20 protein-coding genes and 1 riboswitch are annotated in these 16864 nt (G+C 67.6%); of the genes, 14 read left to right on the top strand and 6 right to left on the bottom strand.

Features of this window, described 5'->3' with window-relative positions:
• Positions 1-47: 47 nt before the first annotated feature.
• From FZ029_RS12835 to FZ029_RS12795, 8 genes are all read left to right on the top strand, one after another.
• Positions 48-317 carry a type II toxin-antitoxin system Phd/YefM family antitoxin gene (locus FZ029_RS12835; protein ID WP_149269592.1) on the top strand — a complete coding sequence of 90 codons (270 nt, stop codon included), beginning with the start codon at positions 48-50 and terminating at the stop codon, positions 315-317.
• Positions 318-324: 7 nt separating this feature from the next.
• Complete coding sequence (locus FZ029_RS12830) at positions 325-732, top strand: type II toxin-antitoxin system VapC family toxin (protein WP_149269591.1); 408 nt, start codon at positions 325-327, stop codon at positions 730-732.
• A gap of 40 nt (positions 733-772) precedes the next feature.
• Complete coding sequence (locus tag FZ029_RS12825; RefSeq protein WP_149269590.1) at positions 773-1501, top strand: HAD family hydrolase; 729 nt, start codon at positions 773-775, stop codon at positions 1499-1501.
• Positions 1502-1562: 61 nt separating this feature from the next.
• Complete coding sequence (gene hfq, locus FZ029_RS12820) at positions 1563-1811, top strand: RNA chaperone Hfq (RefSeq protein WP_012974114.1); 249 nt, start codon at positions 1563-1565, stop codon at positions 1809-1811.
• 52 nt (positions 1812-1863) lie between these two features.
• Entirely contained in the window at positions 1864-3156 is a 1293-nt protein-coding gene (hflX, locus tag FZ029_RS12815) for a GTPase HflX (RefSeq protein ID WP_149269652.1), read from the top strand.
• A 164-nt stretch (positions 3157-3320) separates the two neighbouring features.
• On the top strand, positions 3321-3629 hold the full coding sequence (locus tag FZ029_RS12810; RefSeq protein WP_149269589.1) for a hypothetical protein: 309 nt from the start codon (positions 3321-3323) through the stop codon (positions 3627-3629).
• 84 nt (positions 3630-3713) lie between these two features.
• Positions 3714-4331, top strand: coding sequence for a hypothetical protein (locus tag FZ029_RS32990; protein ID WP_188051923.1), 618 nt, complete (start codon positions 3714-3716; stop codon positions 4329-4331).
• Positions 4332-4369: 38 nt separating this feature from the next.
• Positions 4370-5182: an inositol monophosphatase family protein gene (locus tag FZ029_RS12795; RefSeq protein ID WP_149269587.1), complete on the top strand. Its 813-nt coding sequence runs from the start codon at positions 4370-4372 to the stop codon at positions 5180-5182.
• Positions 5183-5358: 176 nt separating this feature from the next.
• On the opposite strand, the gene FZ029_RS12790 is transcribed toward FZ029_RS12795, so the two are convergent.
• From FZ029_RS12790 to FZ029_RS12775, 4 genes are all read right to left on the bottom strand, one after another.
• Positions 5359-6186, bottom strand: coding sequence for a universal stress protein (locus FZ029_RS12790; protein ID WP_149269586.1), 828 nt, complete (start codon positions 6184-6186; stop codon positions 5359-5361).
• A 122-nt stretch (positions 6187-6308) separates the two neighbouring features.
• Positions 6309-7250, bottom strand: a complete 942-nt coding sequence (locus FZ029_RS12785; protein ID WP_149269651.1) for an ABC transporter substrate-binding protein — start codon at positions 7248-7250, stop codon at positions 6309-6311.
• Positions 7251-7297: 47 nt separating this feature from the next.
• A complete protein-coding gene (locus FZ029_RS12780; protein ID WP_149269585.1) occupies positions 7298-8065 on the bottom strand; it encodes an ABC transporter permease in 768 nt (255 codons plus the stop codon).
• The gene (locus FZ029_RS12775; RefSeq protein WP_188051922.1) at positions 8062-8793 is read right to left on the bottom strand and encodes an ABC transporter ATP-binding protein; all 732 of its coding nucleotides are present in this window, start codon (positions 8791-8793) and stop codon (positions 8062-8064) included. The genes FZ029_RS12780 and FZ029_RS12775 overlap by 4 nt, the downstream gene beginning before the upstream one ends.
• 35 nt (positions 8794-8828) lie before the next feature.
• A riboswitch (TPP riboswitch) is annotated at positions 8829-8935 on the bottom strand.
• A 147-nt stretch (positions 8936-9082) separates the two neighbouring features.
• Between FZ029_RS12775 and FZ029_RS12770 the strand changes: the two genes are divergently transcribed.
• From FZ029_RS12770 to FZ029_RS12760, 3 genes are all read left to right on the top strand, one after another.
• Entirely contained in the window at positions 9083-10210 is a 1128-nt protein-coding gene (locus FZ029_RS12770) for an acetoin utilization protein AcuC (RefSeq protein ID WP_188051921.1), read from the top strand.
• 174 nt (positions 10211-10384) lie between these two features.
• Positions 10385-10987: a hypothetical protein gene (locus FZ029_RS12765; protein WP_149269582.1), complete on the top strand. Its 603-nt coding sequence runs from the start codon at positions 10385-10387 to the stop codon at positions 10985-10987.
• On the top strand, positions 10984-11538 hold the full coding sequence (locus tag FZ029_RS12760) for a hypothetical protein (RefSeq protein WP_149196973.1): 555 nt from the start codon (positions 10984-10986) through the stop codon (positions 11536-11538). The genes FZ029_RS12765 and FZ029_RS12760 overlap by 4 nt, the downstream gene beginning before the upstream one ends.
• 76 nt (positions 11539-11614) lie before the next feature.
• Here the strand turns inward: FZ029_RS12760 and FZ029_RS12755 are convergent, their stop codons facing one another.
• The gene (locus FZ029_RS12755; RefSeq protein ID WP_247892286.1) at positions 11615-13297 is read right to left on the bottom strand and encodes a hypothetical protein; all 1683 of its coding nucleotides are present in this window, start codon (positions 13295-13297) and stop codon (positions 11615-11617) included.
• A gap of 269 nt (positions 13298-13566) precedes the next feature.
• Between FZ029_RS12755 and FZ029_RS12750 the strand changes: the two genes are divergently transcribed.
• From FZ029_RS12750 to FZ029_RS12740, 3 genes are all read left to right on the top strand, one after another.
• Positions 13567-14331: a hypothetical protein gene (locus tag FZ029_RS12750; protein WP_149269581.1), complete on the top strand. Its 765-nt coding sequence runs from the start codon at positions 13567-13569 to the stop codon at positions 14329-14331.
• Between the two features lie 206 nt (positions 14332-14537).
• A complete protein-coding gene (locus FZ029_RS12745; RefSeq protein ID WP_149196975.1) occupies positions 14538-14966 on the top strand; it encodes a response regulator in 429 nt (142 codons plus the stop codon).
• 350 nt (positions 14967-15316) lie between these two features.
• Positions 15317-15814: a single-stranded DNA-binding protein gene (locus FZ029_RS12740; protein ID WP_085089418.1), complete on the top strand. Its 498-nt coding sequence runs from the start codon at positions 15317-15319 to the stop codon at positions 15812-15814.
• Between the two features lie 71 nt (positions 15815-15885).
• Here FZ029_RS12740 and FZ029_RS12735 read toward each other — a convergent pair whose 3' ends face one another.
• Entirely contained in the window at positions 15886-16788 is a 903-nt protein-coding gene (locus FZ029_RS12735; RefSeq protein WP_149269580.1) for a LysR substrate-binding domain-containing protein, read from the bottom strand.
• Between the last annotated feature and the right edge of the window lie 76 nt (positions 16789-16864).

The raw sequence follows: 16864 nt of genomic DNA, 5'->3' as shown, positions 1-16864 counted from the left end.
GGGAGCGCCAAAGTGGTCATATTGAATTGACCATTTTGGAGGTTGCCATGGGATTGCCGGTGGTGACGGTCAGCGTGACCGAGTTCAAGGCGAAATGCCTGTCGCTGTTCGACGATCTGGAGGATCACCGCGTCGCCAAGATCGTGGTGACCCGACACGGACGCCCGGTGGCTGAATTGAACCCGCCCGATCGGACGTTGTCGCCATTGTTTGGCGCCCATTCCGGTTCCGTCGAGGTGGTCGGCGGCTATGACTTGACCCAGCCGACCTTCGACGACGACGCCTTCGACGCCGAAAGCGGAATTCTTCACCGGTGACCGCCGAATGATCCTTCTCGACACCCATGCGATCCTATGGCTTGACGCCGGGATCGAGCTTTCTGCCGATGCACGCGAGCGCATAGAGCAGGAACGGTCGGCCGGCGGGATCCTGATCTCGACCGTCTCGGCCTGGGAAATCGGCACGTTGGTGCGCAAGGGCCGAATTCGGTTGGATTTGGAGCCATCGGCCTGGATGCAGCGTTTTCTCGCCGCGGCCGGGCTGCGCTGCCTGCCTCTGTCACTCGAGGCGGCGCTGGGGGCATCGAGCTTGCCGGAGCCGCTCCATAACGATCCGGCCGACCGGATGCTGATCGCCACCGCCCGCGAACTCGGCGTTCCTCTCATGACCCGGGACAGGCTGATCCATGAGTATGCTGCCACATCGGGGACCATTCGGGTGCACTCCTGCTGATCCAATCCCGCCCCATCCGACTTTGACCGGAGCCATCCCATTGTCAGCCCCCATCACCCTGCCGCGCGCCGTCATCTATGACTGGGACAACACCCTGGTCAGCAACTGGGACACCGTGCGGGCGGCGCTGAACCATGCGCTGGTGTCCTTCGGACTCGATCCCTGGAGTGCGGAGGAAGCGCGTGAGCGGATCAAGGCGTCATTGCGCGACAGCTTCCCCCGCATCTTCGGCGAGCGCTGGACCGAGGCGCGCGATCTCTTCTATGCCTATTTCGCCGCCCACCATCTGGACGGACTGAAGCCGCTGGCGGGTGCGGAGACGCTGCTGCGCCATTTCCACGAGCGCGGCGTCTATCAGGCCGTCGTCTCCAACAAGAACGGCAGGTTCCTGCGGGCGGAGGCCGATGCGCTGGGCTGGAGCCGCTATTTCGGCAAGCTGGTCGGCGCCCAGGATGCCGAGTTCGACAAGCCGCACATCGCCCCGGTGCGGATGGCGCTGGAGCCGGCGGGGATCGCGCCGGGTGCCGATGTCTGGTTTCTCGGCGATGCCGACATCGATATGGAATGCGCCCATGGCGCCGGACTCGTTCCGGTGCTAATAGGGCTGGGCGAGGGGAGTGGCTTCGACCGTTTCCCGCCCGCCCATCGCCACACCGACTGTACGGCGCTGCACAGTGTCCTGTATGGCTTGGTGGAAGGCAATGGTGATACCATATCCCTGCAAACGGCTGTCGAGACGGTACCAGCGCGCACCATACCTGCACCGTGAAACGGGGAGCGGACCGCCTGACGAAGGGGTCCCAAGAACATTGAAGAAGGGGGCATGAAAAATGTCTGAAAAAAGCCAAAACGTGCAGGACGTGTTTCTCAATCACGTCCGTAAGAACAAGACTCCCGTAACCGTCTTTCTCGTGAACGGCGTGAAACTCCAGGGCATTATTACTTGGTTCGACAACTTCTCGGTACTTCTGCGGCGCGACGCGCATTCCCAGCTCGTCTACAAGCACGCAATCTCGACGGTCATGCCGGCCCATCCCATTCAACTTTTCGAGCCGCCCAAGGAAGGTGAAAGCGTCTGATCCCTTGACCAATGGTAACGGCGCGGCCCCTGAAGGCGCCGCGCGGGCCATCGTGGTCCACCCTGTCCTCCGCAGCGAGGCGGACGGGGACATGCGCCCTCCCGAATCCCGGCTCGAGGAGGCGGTTGGTCTTGCCCAGGCCATTCAGCTGGATGTCGTCCATGCCGAATGCGCCAAGGTGAACCGGCCGCAGCCATCGACCCTGCTCGGCTCCGGCACGGTGGAGCAACTGGCACAGATGGTGGAGGAGAGCGAGGCGACCCTCGTCATTCTCGACCATGCCCTGTCGCCGGTCCAGCAGCGCAACCTGGAACGGTCGCTGAAGGCGAAGGTCATCGACCGCACCGGCCTGATCCTGGAGATCTTCGGCGCCCGCGCCCGGACGCGGGAAGGCATGCTGCAGGTCGAGTTGGCGTCCCTGACCTACCAGAAATCCCGGCTGGTGCGGTCCTGGACCCACCTGGAACGGCAGCGCGGCGGCTTCGGCTTCCTCGGTGGCCCCGGAGAATCGCAGCTTGAGCTTGACCGCCGCCTGATCGGCGATCGGATCATCAAGATCAAGAAGGAACTGGAGGAGGTGCGGCGTACCCGTGGCCTGCACCGCAAGGCGCGCGCCAAGGTGCCGTACCCGGTGGTGGCGCTGGTCGGCTACACCAACGCCGGCAAATCGACGCTGTTCAACCGGCTGGCGAATGCGGATGTGTTCGCCCAGAACCTGCTGTTCGCCACGCTCGACCCGACCATGCGGCAGGTGACGCTGCCGTCGGGGCGCAAGGTGATCCTGTCGGACACGGTCGGCTTCATCTCCGACCTGCCGCACGGCCTCGTCGCCGCCTTCCGCGCCACGCTGGAGGAGGTGGACGCCGCCGACATCATCCTGCATGTCCGCGACATCGCCCACATCGACAGCGAGGCCCAGAAGGCCGACGTCCACGAGGTGCTGTCCGACATGGGCATCGACCCGGAGACGGACGACCGGGTGATCGAGGTGCTGAACAAGATCGATGCTCTGGACGAGGAAAGCCGCGCGGCGGTCCTGGCCCAGACCGGGCGCAATCCGCGCGCGGTGGCGGTCTCGGCCCTGTCCGGCGAGGGGATCGACGACCTCGATCGCCTGCTCGACCAGCGTATGAACGTCAACCGGCAGGTCGTCGACCTGTCCGTCGATCTCGGCGATGGGGCGGCGCTCGCATGGCTCTATGCCAGAAGCGAGGTTCTGGACCGGCGCGACGACGAGGAGCATGCGCATCTGCAGGTCTCCATCGACCCCGTCGATCTCGCCCGGTTCGAGAAGCGGTTCCAGCCGACCGAGCAGCCGACCGAACAGGTCCAGCCGCAACCTTAGGCGGCGCGGGCCTGTACTCCTGGCCGAAGGAAGGGGGTGCTACCGCGGGTCTATGACCTGTTGCACCCCACTCCGGTCTTACGACGAATGCGGCGTGGTTATTTCCCCGTTGGGGTCCGATTATGGGAACGGAGCGGCGCGCTCCCCCATCAGGAGGACTGCCAATGCGGTTGCAAACCGATCCGTCGTGCTTTTCGATCACGGCTTTCCTCGCCGATCAGGTTGCTCTCGTCGCCCGTCAGGAGAAGCTGCCGCCTGGCGCCGCATTGCTGCGGTTGCAGGAGCTTTCGCGCACCCCCGAAGGCCGTGCGACCCTGATGCGCCTGATCGAATCCGCCGCCCAGCGGGAGCCGAATGCCGATGAAGCCGCGAAGATCGATGCGATCTGCCGTGAACTGGCTGCCTGGGGCTATGGCGGTTTCACCGGCGGAACCCGCCACGACCCCCATCATGACCACCGCGCCGCGGCCTGACGGTGATTTGACACATGCTTGAGGGATGACGGCGTGGGCGATGACGGGCCATAATGGGCCGTTCGCCATCGCCGCGGTCCCGTCGTGCTCCGTTCCCCTTTCCGTACCGTCCTGACCGGCGCCGGCCGCCTATTCCCGGCACTGCTGGTCCCGGCACTGCCGCTGCTTCTGGCAATTGCCCAGCCGGTGGCGGCCGAGCCGGTGCGTTACGGAATGCCGCTGCCGCCCGGCTATGTCGAGGAACCGGCGGTGCCGCCCGAGGATCCGCTTCCCCCTCCGCCGAAGCCCTTGCCGTTGGCGCCCGACGAACCGCTGGTCGTCGCGCCGGATGCTGTGGAGCTGTTGAAGGACTGCAAGCAGCAGGCCTTCACCGACTGTTTCCGCCTGTGGCAACCGCCCCCGCCGCCGCCTCCGGAACCTGAAAAGGAAACCGCGGGCCCACCGCCACCGCCACCGCCCCCGCCGCCGGACCCCAAAGCGCCGCGTGAGCCGGCACGGGGTGGCCCGGTGCCGCCCCCGCCGCCCGATCCCGCCAAGGAGGCCGCTGCCGCCGCCGCCGACCGCGCCACCTTCGATGCGCTGTCGAAGGCGCTGAAGGACAGCGGGCTGGACGGCAGGGTTCTGTTGACCGACCCGAAGGGCGGCGACCCCGTATTGAAACTGGACGGCGCCCCCGGCGGCCAGCCGGCGGCGAAGCGCTGAACCGCCACCCCCCTCAAGCCATCAGGAACCTTCCGACCATGACGGGTTTCCCGCTTCCCGACATCGACCAGGTTTCCGACCTGATCCGCTCCGTCGCACGGACGGAGATCATGCCGTATTTCCAGAAGCTCGACGCATCGGGCATCCGGCAGAAGACCGGCCCGACCGACCTCGTCACGCTGGCGGACGAGGCGGCGGAGCGGGCCTTGACCCCGGCGCTGTCCGCCCTGCTGCCGGGCAGCCGTGTCATCGGCGAGGAGGCGGCGTCGGAGGACGAGCGGCTGCTCGACCGCATCCATGGCGACGATCCGGTCTGGATCATCGATCCGGTGGACGGCACCATCAATTTCGCCCAGGGCCGGCCGATGTTCGCGGTGATCGTGGCGCTCGCCTGGAAGGGCGAGACGGTCGCCGGCTGGATCCACGATCCGGTCGATGGCCGGATGGCGACGGCGGTGAAGGGGCAGGGCGCCCGGCTGAACGGCAACCGCGTCCATGTCGCGCCAGCGGTGCCGCTGCCGCGGATGGTCGGCGCGCTGTCGACGCGCTTCTGCGCCGAGGAGATGGGTCGGCAACTGGAGGAGCGCAGCGCCGGGCTGGGCGAGCGCGTGTGCCTGTCGAGCGCTGCACAGGAGTATCTGCGGCTGCTGGAGGGGCGGGCGCATTACTCGCTCTATCACCGGCTGATGCCGTGGGATCATGCGGCCGGCGTGCTGATGCATGCGGAGGCCGGCGGTTATTCGGCGCTGATCGACGGCACGCCCTACCGGCCAGGGTTGCTGCGCGGCAGCATCCTGCTGGCGCCCGACCGCGAAAGCTGGCAGGCGCTGCAGGGGCAGCTTTTTGGGTGATTGTGGGAAGGGGGAGTGTTTTGCCCCCTCCCTAACCCTCCCCCGCTATGCGGGAGAGGGAACTCCGCCTCTGATTTTGCAAAGCGTCATGCCGGCAAGCATTCAATCCCCTCTCCCTCGAAGAGGGGGAGGGATAGGGAGGGGGCATCCGCCGCAACCAACCTCCCCGCAACACCTCAATGCGTCAGCAGTGCCGGAAGGGTCAGACCTTCCAGCACCGTGCGGGTGGCGCCGCCGAGCACCAGTTCGCGTAGACGGGAGTGGCCATAGGCGCCCATCACCAGCAGATCGGCGCCCTGGTCGCCGCAGCAGGACAGGATCATGTCGCCGACCTCGCCACCCGACGCGATGACCAACTGCGGGCGGGCGGCAATGCCGTGGCGGTGCAGCCAGTCGACCAGATCGGCGGCATCGTTGCTGTGCTGGCCCGGCGGCTCGACCGACAGGACGGTGACGGAGTCCGCCGTTTCCAGGAAGGGCATCGCGGCACGGACGGCGCGGGCCGATTCGGGGCTGTTCTTCCAGGCGACCAGCACATGGCGGCCGATGGGGGCCGTGGCCGGCTGCTTCGGCGGCAGAACCAGCACCGGGGTGGGGGTCTCCAGAGGCAGGCGGTCGGGGATGTGGTGCAGCGACACCCTTTCGCCCGCCCGCACGGCGGCCGACTGCGCCACCACGATCAGATCGGCGTAGGAGGCCCGCCCCGCCAGCAGATCGACGTGATCGCCTTCCTCAATCGTCCAGTCGAAGGACAGGCCGTCGAGCGCCTGGCGCACCTCCCGCTCGATGCGTTCGGCATTCTCGTGGGCGATGGCGGTGGCTTCCGCCATATAGCCGTAGGAGGCGGCGCGGCCGGTGGCGCCCGCCGGCATCGACACCGGGGTGGCGATGTAGAGCGCCTGGATATGGGCGGAGAAGCGCTTGGCCAGGGCGACAGCCACCGCCAGACGGCTGGCGTGGGCGTCGTCGTTGGCCATGTGCAGCAGGATGGTCTTGATCGGCATGCCCTCGCGTCTCCCAATCTTATGCTTTGGCCCGCCATCGGCCCGTCAGTGGGCCGGCGGAGCGCTTTCCTTCCAGATAACGCTCCGCCACGACGAATGGCAATGTCTGCAAGCAGATGGGGTTACTTGACCACCACCGCATAGTGGTCGAGCGGCGCCACCGCCTTGATCAGGCCGCGCGCCTTCAGGAACTCGGCGAAGCGGGTGTAGCGCTCGGCATCCAACGCCGCCGGGCTGTGGGAGAAGCGCGGCAGCGTGTCGGCCCAGGCGCGGCGGTTCAGCTCGTCGTTCAGCTCCGGCCGGCCCTTGACGAAGGCGGCCTGCGATTCCTCCGGATGGTTCAGGATGTAGAGCGTCGCCCGCTCCACCGCCGCCAGGAAGCGCTTGAAGCGCGGGTCGTTCGCCTTGTCCTTGCGGGCGACCAGGATCAGTTCGTCATAGGGGGGCACCCCTTCCTCCTCCGGATAGAAGGCGCGGCCGGGATGCTTCTCGATCTCCATCTGGTTCAGCTCGAAGTTGCGGAAGGCGCCGATCACCGCATCGACCTGCCCCGACAGCAGCGACGGCGAGAGCGAGAAGTTGACGTTCACCAGCTCGACGTCCTTCAGGCTCAGCCCTTCCTTCTCCAGCATCGCGCCGAGCAGAGCGTCCTCGAAGCCGGCGATGGAGTAGCCGACCTTGCGGCCCTTCAGGTCCTTCAGCGTCTTCACCGGCCCGTCGCGCAGCACGACGACGGAGTTCAGCGGCGTCGACACCAGCGTGCCGATGCGGACCAGCGGCAGCCCCTCGTCCACCTGCAGGATCAACTGCGGCTGGTAGGAGACGGCGATGTCGGCACCGCCGGCGGCGACCAGTTTCGGCGGATCGTTGGGGTCGGCCGGGGCGGTCAGCGTCACGTCCAGCCCGGCGTCCTTGAAGAAGCCCTTTTCCTGCGCCACCACCAGCGGGGCGTGGTCGGGGTTTACGAACCAGTCCAGCATCACGGACAGCTTGTCCTGGGCCAAGGCCGGAAGCGAGGTCATCAGGCTGGCGGCCATCAGGCCGGCGGCGAGTAGGTGCTTCATTGGCAGGTGCTTCATCGGGTGTCTCTCCCCCTTCGAGGGTTGGCGTCTTAAGGGTTGGCGTCTTCGGCAGGTTGGGTATCGGGTTGCCAGGGCAGGGCGCGGCGGGCCAGCGCATCGACGGCGGCGTACAGCGTCACCGCGAACAGCCCCAGCACCAGGACGGCGGCGAACAGAAGGTCGATCTGCATGCGGGCGTTGGCGTGCAGCATCAGATAGCCGAGGCCGGAGGACGACCCCACCCATTCGCCGATCACCGCGCCGATGGGCGCCACCGCGGCGGCGACGCGCACGCCGGACCAGAAGGCGGGCAGGGCGGCCGGCAGGCGGATGCTCCACAGGATGGCGGCGGGGGAGGCGCCCATGGTGCGGGCAAGGTCGAGCCAGCCGGGATCGGTGCGCCGCAGCCCGTCGAACAGCGCGGTCGTCACCGGGAAATAGATGACCAGCACCGCCATGGCGATCTTGGAGGCCATGCCATAGCCCAGCCACAGGACCAGCAGAGGCGCCAGGGCGAAGACCGGAATCGCCTGACTGACCAGAAGCAGCGGCATCAGCCAGCGCCGGGCGGTGCGGAAGCGCGCCAGCAGCAATGCGCTGACCCCGCCCAGCGCCACGCCGGCCACGAGCCCGATGAGGATCTCCGAGAGGGTGGTCAGGCCGTGGGTCAGCAACAGGGGCGCCTGCCTCTGCATCGCGTCGGCCACCGCCAGCGGGCTGGGCAGCAGGTAGCGCGGCAGGCCGGTGGCCCAGACCAGCACCTGCCAGGCGGCGACCAGCACCAGCAGGGTGACCAGGGCGCGCAGCAGCGCCTTCATTCCGCCAGCCTCCGCAGAAGCTCGGCCTGATGGGCCAGCAGGCCGGGATCGTCGACGCGGCGCGGTACCGGGCCCAACGGCTCCAGCGCCGGCCCCATCGCGGCGGGGCGGCCGGTCATCACATGCAGGCGGTCGCCGATGCGCAGCGCCTCCAGCGGGTCGTGGGTGACCATCAGGACGGTACGGCCGGCCAGCGTCTCCGCCGCCGTTTCCTGCAGCCGCAGCCGGGTGATGGCGTCGAGCGCCGAGAAGGGCTCGTCCATCAGCACCAGCGGCTTGTCCTCCATCAGCGTGCGGGCCAGCGCCACCCGCTGCCGCTGCCCGCCGGACAGGGCGGCGGGGCGGTCGCGCTCCCGCCCGGACAGACCGACGCGGTCGAGCAATGCGCGGGCCTGCTCCACCCGCGCCGGATCGGGGCGGCGGTGGCGCAGACGGTCGCCCAGGAGGACATTGTCGAGGACGGTCAGCCAGGGCAGCAGAAGGTCCTGTTGCGCCATGTAGGCGATGCGGCCGGCCAGCGGCAGCCCATCGCCGGTGACGACTTGCGTCGGTGGTTCCGGCTCGGCCAGACCGGCGAGAATGCGCAGCAGCGTGGTCTTGCCGACGCCGCTCGGTCCCAGCAGGCAGGTGGTCCGGCCGGCCGGCAGCTCCAGCGTCAGGTCCGAGAACAGCAGCGTGCCGCCATAGGTCAGCCGGGCGCGCGAGATCGTCACCGAAAGCGGCGTCATCGCAAGCATGTCGTTCTGACGGAAGTGGAGAGGGTGCGGTCCCGCATCACTGATCCCTACGCCGGCATGAACCGGATCAGGTTCCAGGGGTCGTCCCGCAACAGGACCTCTCAGCCGCCCATCGGCTCCCCCCAGTGAAGGCGGCGACTATAGGCGCGGACGATCCGCGACCGCAAGCATTGCCGGATCGGAGTTCCGGCCAGTGGAAGTCCGACTTCGGAAGCCGGCCCCTGGAAGCCGGCGCTTGACCGGAGCGTGGCCACGCCTAGTTTCTGGCGGGCATCATGGAGTGCCAGCCCTGACCACGCCCTTTCGCACCCCGCTGTTCATCGGCGGCGAGATCTATCGCGGCTCGACCTACGGGCCGAAACATCCGCTGGCGATCCCGCGCGTCTCGACCGCCATCGACCTCAGCCGCGCCATGGGATGGCTGCCGGACGAGGTCTATCTGGACACCCATGTGGCGAGCGAACGGGAACTGGCACGCTTCCACACCGCCGATTACATCGCGGCGCTGAAACGGGCGGAGGCCGAACAGCGGGTGGATGAGGCCACCGCCGCCCGCCACAATCTCGGCAAGCTGGAGAATCCGGTCTTCGCCGAGATGTACCGGCGGCCGGCCCACAGCAGTGGATCGGCCTTGCAGGCGGCCCGGATCCTGGGCGACCGGCCAGCCGGTCTGGTCTATGCGCCGGCGGCGGGGACCCACCATGCGCGGCGCGACCGTGCCAGCGGATTCTGTTACTTCAACGCGCCGGTGCTGGGCATCCTGGAACTGCTGGACCATGGCCTGGAGCGGGTGCTCTACGTCGATCTCGACGCCCATCATGGCGACGGGGTGGAGGAGGCCTTCGCCGACGACGACCGGGTTCTGACGATCTCCATCCATGAGGATGGCCGCTGGCCCTACACCGGCAAGGCGGAGGACCGCGCCGGCGGGATGGCCCGCAACCTTCCAGTGCCGCCGGGCTTCAACGACAGCGAAATGGAGCATGTGATGGAGGCGGCGGTGCTGCCGCTGGCCCGTGCCTTCCGTCCGCAGGCGATGGTGATCCAGACCGGCGCCGACGCGCTGGCCGAAGACCCGCTGAGCCGGCTGGAGCTGTCCAACCGCGCCCTGTGGGATGCGGTTGCGGCACTGCTGCCGCTGGCGCCGCGGGTGCTGGTGGTGGGCGGCGGCGGCTATAACCCCTGGTCGGTCGGGCGCTGCTGGGCCGGGATCTGGGCGGTGATGAACGGCATCGACCCGGCGATCAAGCCGACGGCGGAGGCGGAGGCGGTGTTGCGCGCCCTGACCTGGAGCCGCGCCGCCGGCCGCAATCCGCCGGAACACTGGTTCACCACGCTGGGCGACGAACGGCGGCCGGGGCCGGTGCGCGACGCGGTGAAACGGGTGGCGGAGATGGCGCTGCCCTGATCCGCAGCGAATCGTTTCATTTGGGACGAATTTCGAACCAAGCCGTTACGATTCGTTGACGGACCTGGATTGTTCGGTGATCCTCATTCCACTGCGCCGGTGCAGCTTCCGCGTCGGTTGACGTTGGATTGGAGCGTGCTTGGGCCGGGCTTGGGTAGGAGAATGGGCGGGCGGATGTCGAACACGACGCTGTTCCTGATCGCCATCGTCATCATCATGCTGGCCGCTGTACCGGTCGCCATGATGCTGAAGGATTTCCTGCCGAACATCATGGAAAAGAGCAGCGGTCTGGAGCAGATCGAGAACCGGGTCTATGTGCTGCATGCGGAATCGCAGGAGCTTCAGAACCGGGTCAACCAGCTGGTTCAGCGCCGCAACAGCCAGTCCTCCGACCGCAGCCGGCTGGAAAGCGACATCCGCAAGGCGGAAAAACAGATCCGCGACCTGGCCGAGCAGCCGCCGATGTTCGTCCACGAGGTCGGCGACCCGCAGGCCGGCCTGATGAAGTTCGTCGCCACCGTCACCCAGGAGAAGGCGTCGGCCGCCGCAAGGGCCGCCGGCGACCGCGGGCCCGTGAACCCGATCTGGCGCTGCGCCAACGTGGCGGAGGTCTGGGCCTCCAGCTTCGACGAGGCGAAGCAGATGTGCGACGTCGCCTTCCCCTTCAAGCTTGGGTTCCAGAAGACCTTCATGCGGGGCGATGCGAGGGCCGGCGGCAAGGGGGGCGTACCGGTGCCGCCCGCCACCGCCCGCGCCAAGGCCGGCGCCGCCACATGATGATCAATTTCATCATCGTGCTGGCGATCGTCGCCATCGGCGCATGGCTCGGCAATGTGCTGATGACCGTGGAACAGCGGGTGTCGCAGGCGCGCCAGCGCGTGCGCGGCGTGCGCAATAGGCTCGACAAGCTGGACGCCACCATCCACCGCCTGCACCGCGAGGAGGAAAACCTCCATGCCGAGATCGAGGAGCTGACGCGGGACATCGTGGAACTGCGCAAGAAGCAGGTCGAGGTGCAGCAGCGCCTGACCGAAGCACAGTCGAAGCGCCGTCCCCAAATCCTGATCCTGACCGACCGGCGCAATCCCGGCGACAAGGAATGGCTGGTGACCGTGGTGAACCAGCAGATCGGTGAGATCGACGCCACCCACCCGCTGGCCGTCGAATGGGCACGCGGACGCAATTATCTGGTTTGGGCCGAATCCGACCGCGAGGCGGCCGAACGCGCCAACCGCCGGTTCAGCGCGCGTCCCGGCTATCAGGTGCGGTCGGTGGCGCCGGTCAAGGAAGACCTCTACAGCCCCAGCGCCGCCCGCAGCGCGGCCTAGAGACGGAAAAGCCCTTCTCCCAGGGTGGGAGAAGGGCTTCCGGAAGCAGATAACAGCCTGACCTGTCGGTCCAGCCTCAGCGCGCCTTGGCGGTGGCCGGGGTCTGGCGGAAGGCGTCGTGCAGGTAGGGCGAGAGCGCCTGACGCATGTTGCGCAGCCATTCGTGGATGATGATCAGCGAGCGGGAGGCGACCGGCGGGGTCATGCCCAGCTTCACCAGATCCTCGCGGGTCATCGTCGCCACCTGATCCAGGCGGTGGCCGGTCAGGCGCGCCCAGGCCGGAGCGGTGCAGGGCTGCATGGAAATGACCTGCAGGCCCTCGCGCTCCACCATCTCCGCCTTGCGGCGGGCGTACTGGCTGTCCTCCAGCTGGGAGAAGGGACCGGAGAAGCCGTTTTCCACCAGGACCCGCTTGGCCTTCGGGGCGATGGTCGCCACCCGCTCCAGCGTCGTCATGCCGGTGGACAGCGAGGCGAGGTCGACGGTCACCGGGACCATGAAGGTCAGCCGTTCGCCTTCGCCGACGTAATAGTCGAAGCCCGACACCTCGGCCCAGTTGAAGAACCACTGCGAGATGTTGCCGCCGAAGTCGTACAGACGGCCGCCGCGCTGCAGTTCCGGGCCGATGAGGTCCCAGAACTCGTAGAAGCCGTCGCCCGACCCCATCATGTTCATGAAGTCCTGGGTGATGCGGCGATGTTCGACCACGTCCGGGCCGAACAGGCGGGCGAGACGCTCGTTCACCTCGTACTCGACGACCTTCAGCTGCAGGCCTTCCAGCATGGCGGTCGCCATCAGGTGATGGGACAGCAGCGTCTTGCCGACGCCGCCGCGGTCATTGAGGACGAAGATCGTGCCCAGCATGCGATCGCCTTTCCAGTATGCGTTCGTTGATTCGTCTTGGGTCGTCGTGGGAGGCGCAGACGGGGAAGCCGGCGAACCGGTGTCCCGCACAGCCGCCGCGGGGGTCTGGTAGGAGGCCGGCTGTCGTTCCGGCTTGGAGATCTTGGAGGCGGAAGAGACGTCTTGCGTCACGCTGTCGTCGGCGCCGCTATTCTCCGCCGGCTCCTCTTCGGCAACCGGGGGCGCCGGGGCGAGCAGGTCCGGGGCGGAGGAGGCAGAATCGGCTTTGGCCTCGTCCGCCTGCGGCGGCGCCGCGGAGACATCGGATTCCGGCAATGCGGGCTCCGGCAATGCCGACTCCGGCTCTTCCGTTACCGGCTCCTCCACCGCCACTGCTTCCGCGGCGGCGTCCTGGACGGCTTCCTCGGCGGCCTCCGCCGCAGGTTCCGGTTCGGAAGCCGACACTAGCGCCTCGTCCGCAGCTTCCGTATCGGAGCCGGCCTCTTCCTCCTCGGCGTCGTCGTTCAAACCGGCGGACAGCGCGGCTTCATGGACGGCGGCCAGCGTTTCCGCCGGCATGACGGAGACGCCGGCATGGTCGTCGGCAGCATCGCCGCGCCCCTCGTTCCCGACAAGGAAGAAGGCGGAGCGCAGGGTGACGGGCGAAATCGGCTGGTTGTCGCGGGCGGTCACGCCCAGCTTCGCCAGCAGATCGGAGATCTCGGCCCAGGACAGGCCGCGTTCGCGCATCAGCCCGATGTCGGCGTAGCTCTCGCGCACCGCCTGCATGGCGCTGCGGTTGCCAGCCGGGCGATCGGCAAGGAGCCGTTCAAGTTCCGAGCGGTCGATCGACACCGTATGGGATTCCGGCAAGATGAAATGGCGGCGGGGAAGCGCCTGGATGTTGGATCGCAAGGAATCCATTCCCCTGGGGCCGAAAAAATAGTACAAGCGGCCATCACGCGCAAACGGTTTCCAAACGACATCAACGGCGCTAAACATCGTTGCCCGATCAGGGGCGGGCCGTGACTGGTGCAACTTCGCCGACGTTCCGGCAGTTGGCGCCATCATGTCGGCTTTTGGAACCGGCTGTCGGTTGCGCGGGTTGCCATAAGGGGGCACTGCCGCATCATGCCGGCCGGGCGCCTTCATCGGGCTGGGCTTGGAACCGGGGTAAGGCCAAGATGCCTCACGATTTTGGTTCATCACGGGACCGGCGATCCGCATCCCTCCCGGGGGCGGGTATCGGCTTCCACGAGTTGCGGCAGGCGTGCGAAATTTCCGCACTGCGCGAGGATGTGGAGCGGCTGGCGCATGAGGCCGGCGTCCTGCGCGACGGCGTGGAAAATGCGGTCGAGATCGTGCGCGACCGTTTCGCGGCGCTGAGCGTGGAGGAAATGGCCGACCCCATGGTTCTGGCCCCGCTGCTGCAGCTGGCGGTAACCACCCTGTTGGATATTCGCGAGCAGGCGCGGCAGCTCAACACCCAGACCGGTCCGCTGTCGGACGACGAGCGCCCGTCCTGGCTGGGCGCCGCCGACGCGCCGCGCCTGCGACACGCAGCCGCAGCGGCTTGGGACGACCATACCGACGCCGGATCTGGCGGCGGCGACATGGATGGGGAGATCGACCCGGCTCCGGTCGCGCTCAATACGGTGTCGCCGCGTCCGGCTGAACCGCCAATCCGCGCGGTGCGACCAGCGCCGGCCGCACCGCTTCCGCCGGAGCCCCGTTCGCCCGCGCCGGTCGCGGAGCCGTTTCTGACCGCTCCGGCGGAGACCCGGCCGTCGGCCACGCCCGAGGCCCGGGTGTCGGAAGGACACGCATCCTGGCTGGCTGGTGAACCGGCGCCGGCACCGGCGCCTTCGCGCGCCGCGACGGTGCGTGCGAGCGGCGGCGGGCAGCGCACCTCGGGCGGTATCGACTGGCTCGGACCGGCAGGGCGTTGACCCTTTTCGGATGTCTGGAAACCAAGTAGCCGGGTTGCGACTCGGGTCGATGACTCTCGTGCGCGTCGGAACGCTAAAGGTCAGGATCTGAACGATTGAGCTTGCAAATTCGGGTTGGTTCTAGTACAAACGGCGTATCGGTAAACGAAAATTTACCAAAATACGCCGCTTATTGCGCAACACTGGGAACGCCCGAGGTCGGTCGCATGCTCAGGATCGACTCCATCGCCAAGCGGAATATGCCCCAGCGCGTCCGGTCGCCCGGCCAGCCGCTTCGCGTGCTGGTGCTTGAACATGACGATGCCGTTTCCGACGCCTTGTCCGTCCTGGTGGCGGACCTGGGTCACGCCGTCTGCGGCGTCGCGCGGACGGAGATCGAAGCGGCGGAATTGGCACAGCGTGAGCGGCCGGATCTGGCCCTGACCGATGTGCGGTTCGGCGGCGGGGACGGCATCGCCACGGCGCGCCGGTTGAATCTGGACCATGGCCTGCGCTCCATCTACCTGTCCGGAAACAGCGACCACGGCACCATGGCCCGCATCACCGAGACCTATCCGCTCGGCGTCGTGCACAAGCCGTTTTCCCATGCTCAGTTGAAGATCGCGCTGGATCTGGCCGCCCGCCGGCTCCGTTGAACCCAGCTTTTCTTGAAAGCAGACTTCGGTGGTCTCGCTTGGGCAGGAGGAATCCTGTGCTACGGCGAAGGAATCGGTTTTCCGGCGCCCACTGCTCTGCTATATTTGTTCATGGAGTGTTCTGGTGCGGAACGGCTGGGCGAGTGCGCCGGTCCGGGCATCGCCGGGGCATGTCCGACGGCGGTTGACCGGCGTCGGTCCCTCGTGCTTCGTTGCGCGGGACCGGGGGGATGGTCGCCATTGAACAGCCGGCCCTGCGAATGGGAACCCTCGGCATCTGGATGCCTCCGCCGGGCATCCTGACGGGTCGGCATGGATGCTGGGACACTCGCGCTTAGGAGCAACGAGCGATGAATGTTTGGACGTTTACGGGACGCCTGGGCGCGGACGGCGAATTGCGCACGACCCAGAGCGGCGAGAAGGTGCTGGGCTTCCGCGTGGCCAACGATGTCGGCTTCGGCGAGCGCAAGACGACCCAATGGGTCGATTGCTCGATCTGGGGCCGCCGCGCCGAGTCGCTCGCTCCGCACCTGACCAAGGGCAAGAGCGTCGTCGTGTCGGGCGAGGTGACCCTGCGCGAGTATGAGAAGCGCGACGGCACCCGCGGCGCCGGCCTGTCGGTCCGCGTGGCCGAAATCGACTTCACCGGCGGCGCCCGTGAAGAGGGCGGCGGCGGCAGCTACGGCGGCGGTGGCGGCGGCTACGAATCCCGTGGCGGCGGCAGCGGTGGCGGCAGCGGCTATGGTGGTGGTGGCGGCAACTACGGCGGCGGCTCGTCGGGCGGCGGTCGCAGCGGCGGCGGTGCTCCGCCCCGTCACGAGGACCTCGACGACGAAATCCCGTTCTGAGGCGGCACGCCACAGCGGTAGGAACGATCGGCCGGATGCCCGTCATCCGGCCGATTTCTTTTTCGGGTCCATCAACCCGAGAGCATCGCCCGCAAGCGCGGCGCCATGTGGTCGAGGAAGGCACGCACGCGGCGCGGCGCGCGGTCGCGGCCGGTATAGACGGCGTGGATCTCCTCGGTGTCGACCAGCGCATCGTCCAGAACCGCCACCAGCCGGCCCTCGCGCAGATCGGCGCGGACGTGATAATCGGCCAGCCGGGCCAGCCCCAGGCCGAGCAGTGCCATATGGCGCACCGTCTCGCCATTGTTCGCCAGGATGCGGGTCGGCACTTCGCGGTCGACCAGACGCCCGCCGGATTTCAGCGGCCAGACCGCGGCGGCGCGGCGGAAGTTGAATCCCAGGCAGTCATGCGTCTCAAGATCGGCGGCTGTCGTCGGCACGCCCTTGCGTTCCAGATAGGCTGGCGAGGCGACGATCCGGCGCCGGACGACGCCCAGCCGCTGGGCCAGCAGAGCCGAATCGCTCAAGGGTCCGGCGCGGAATGCGACATCGACGCGGGCGGCATAGAGGTCCACCACCTCGTCCGTCATCGTCACGTCCAGCGTGATGCCGGGATGGTCGCGCAGGAAGTCCGGCAGCAGCGGCAGCAGGCAATGCTGGCCGAAGGGAACGGAGGCATTGACGCGGATCAGACCGGTCGGCGCGCGGGCCCCGCCGGCGATTTCCGCATCGAGCGCGTCCATCTTCCCGAGCAGCGTCTCCGCCCGTTCGCGGTATAACTCCCCTTCGGCCGTCAGCCGCAGCCTGCGGGTGGAGCGTTCGACCAGCCGCACACCCAGCCGCTCTTCCAGACGGCCGATCAGCTTTGCCGTGGATGACGGCGTCATCCCGACATCGCGGCCGGCGGCGCTGAAGCTGCCGCGGGCGGCAACCCGCAGGAACACCCGCATTTCCCAGGCGCGTGGATCGCTCATGCCGGCATCTCCGCTCTCACCTTGTCCTTGAATGACAAAATCATGGGAATTGGGTGGGCATTCCCGTTCCCGACCT

Source organism: Azospirillum sp. Sh1, from assembly GCF_008365135.1.
Classification (GTDB): Bacteria; Pseudomonadota; Alphaproteobacteria; order Azospirillales; family Azospirillaceae; genus Azospirillum; species Azospirillum oryzae.
Note: the sequence above shows the minus strand (reverse complement) of the source record. Positions and strands in the feature narration are given on the sequence as shown.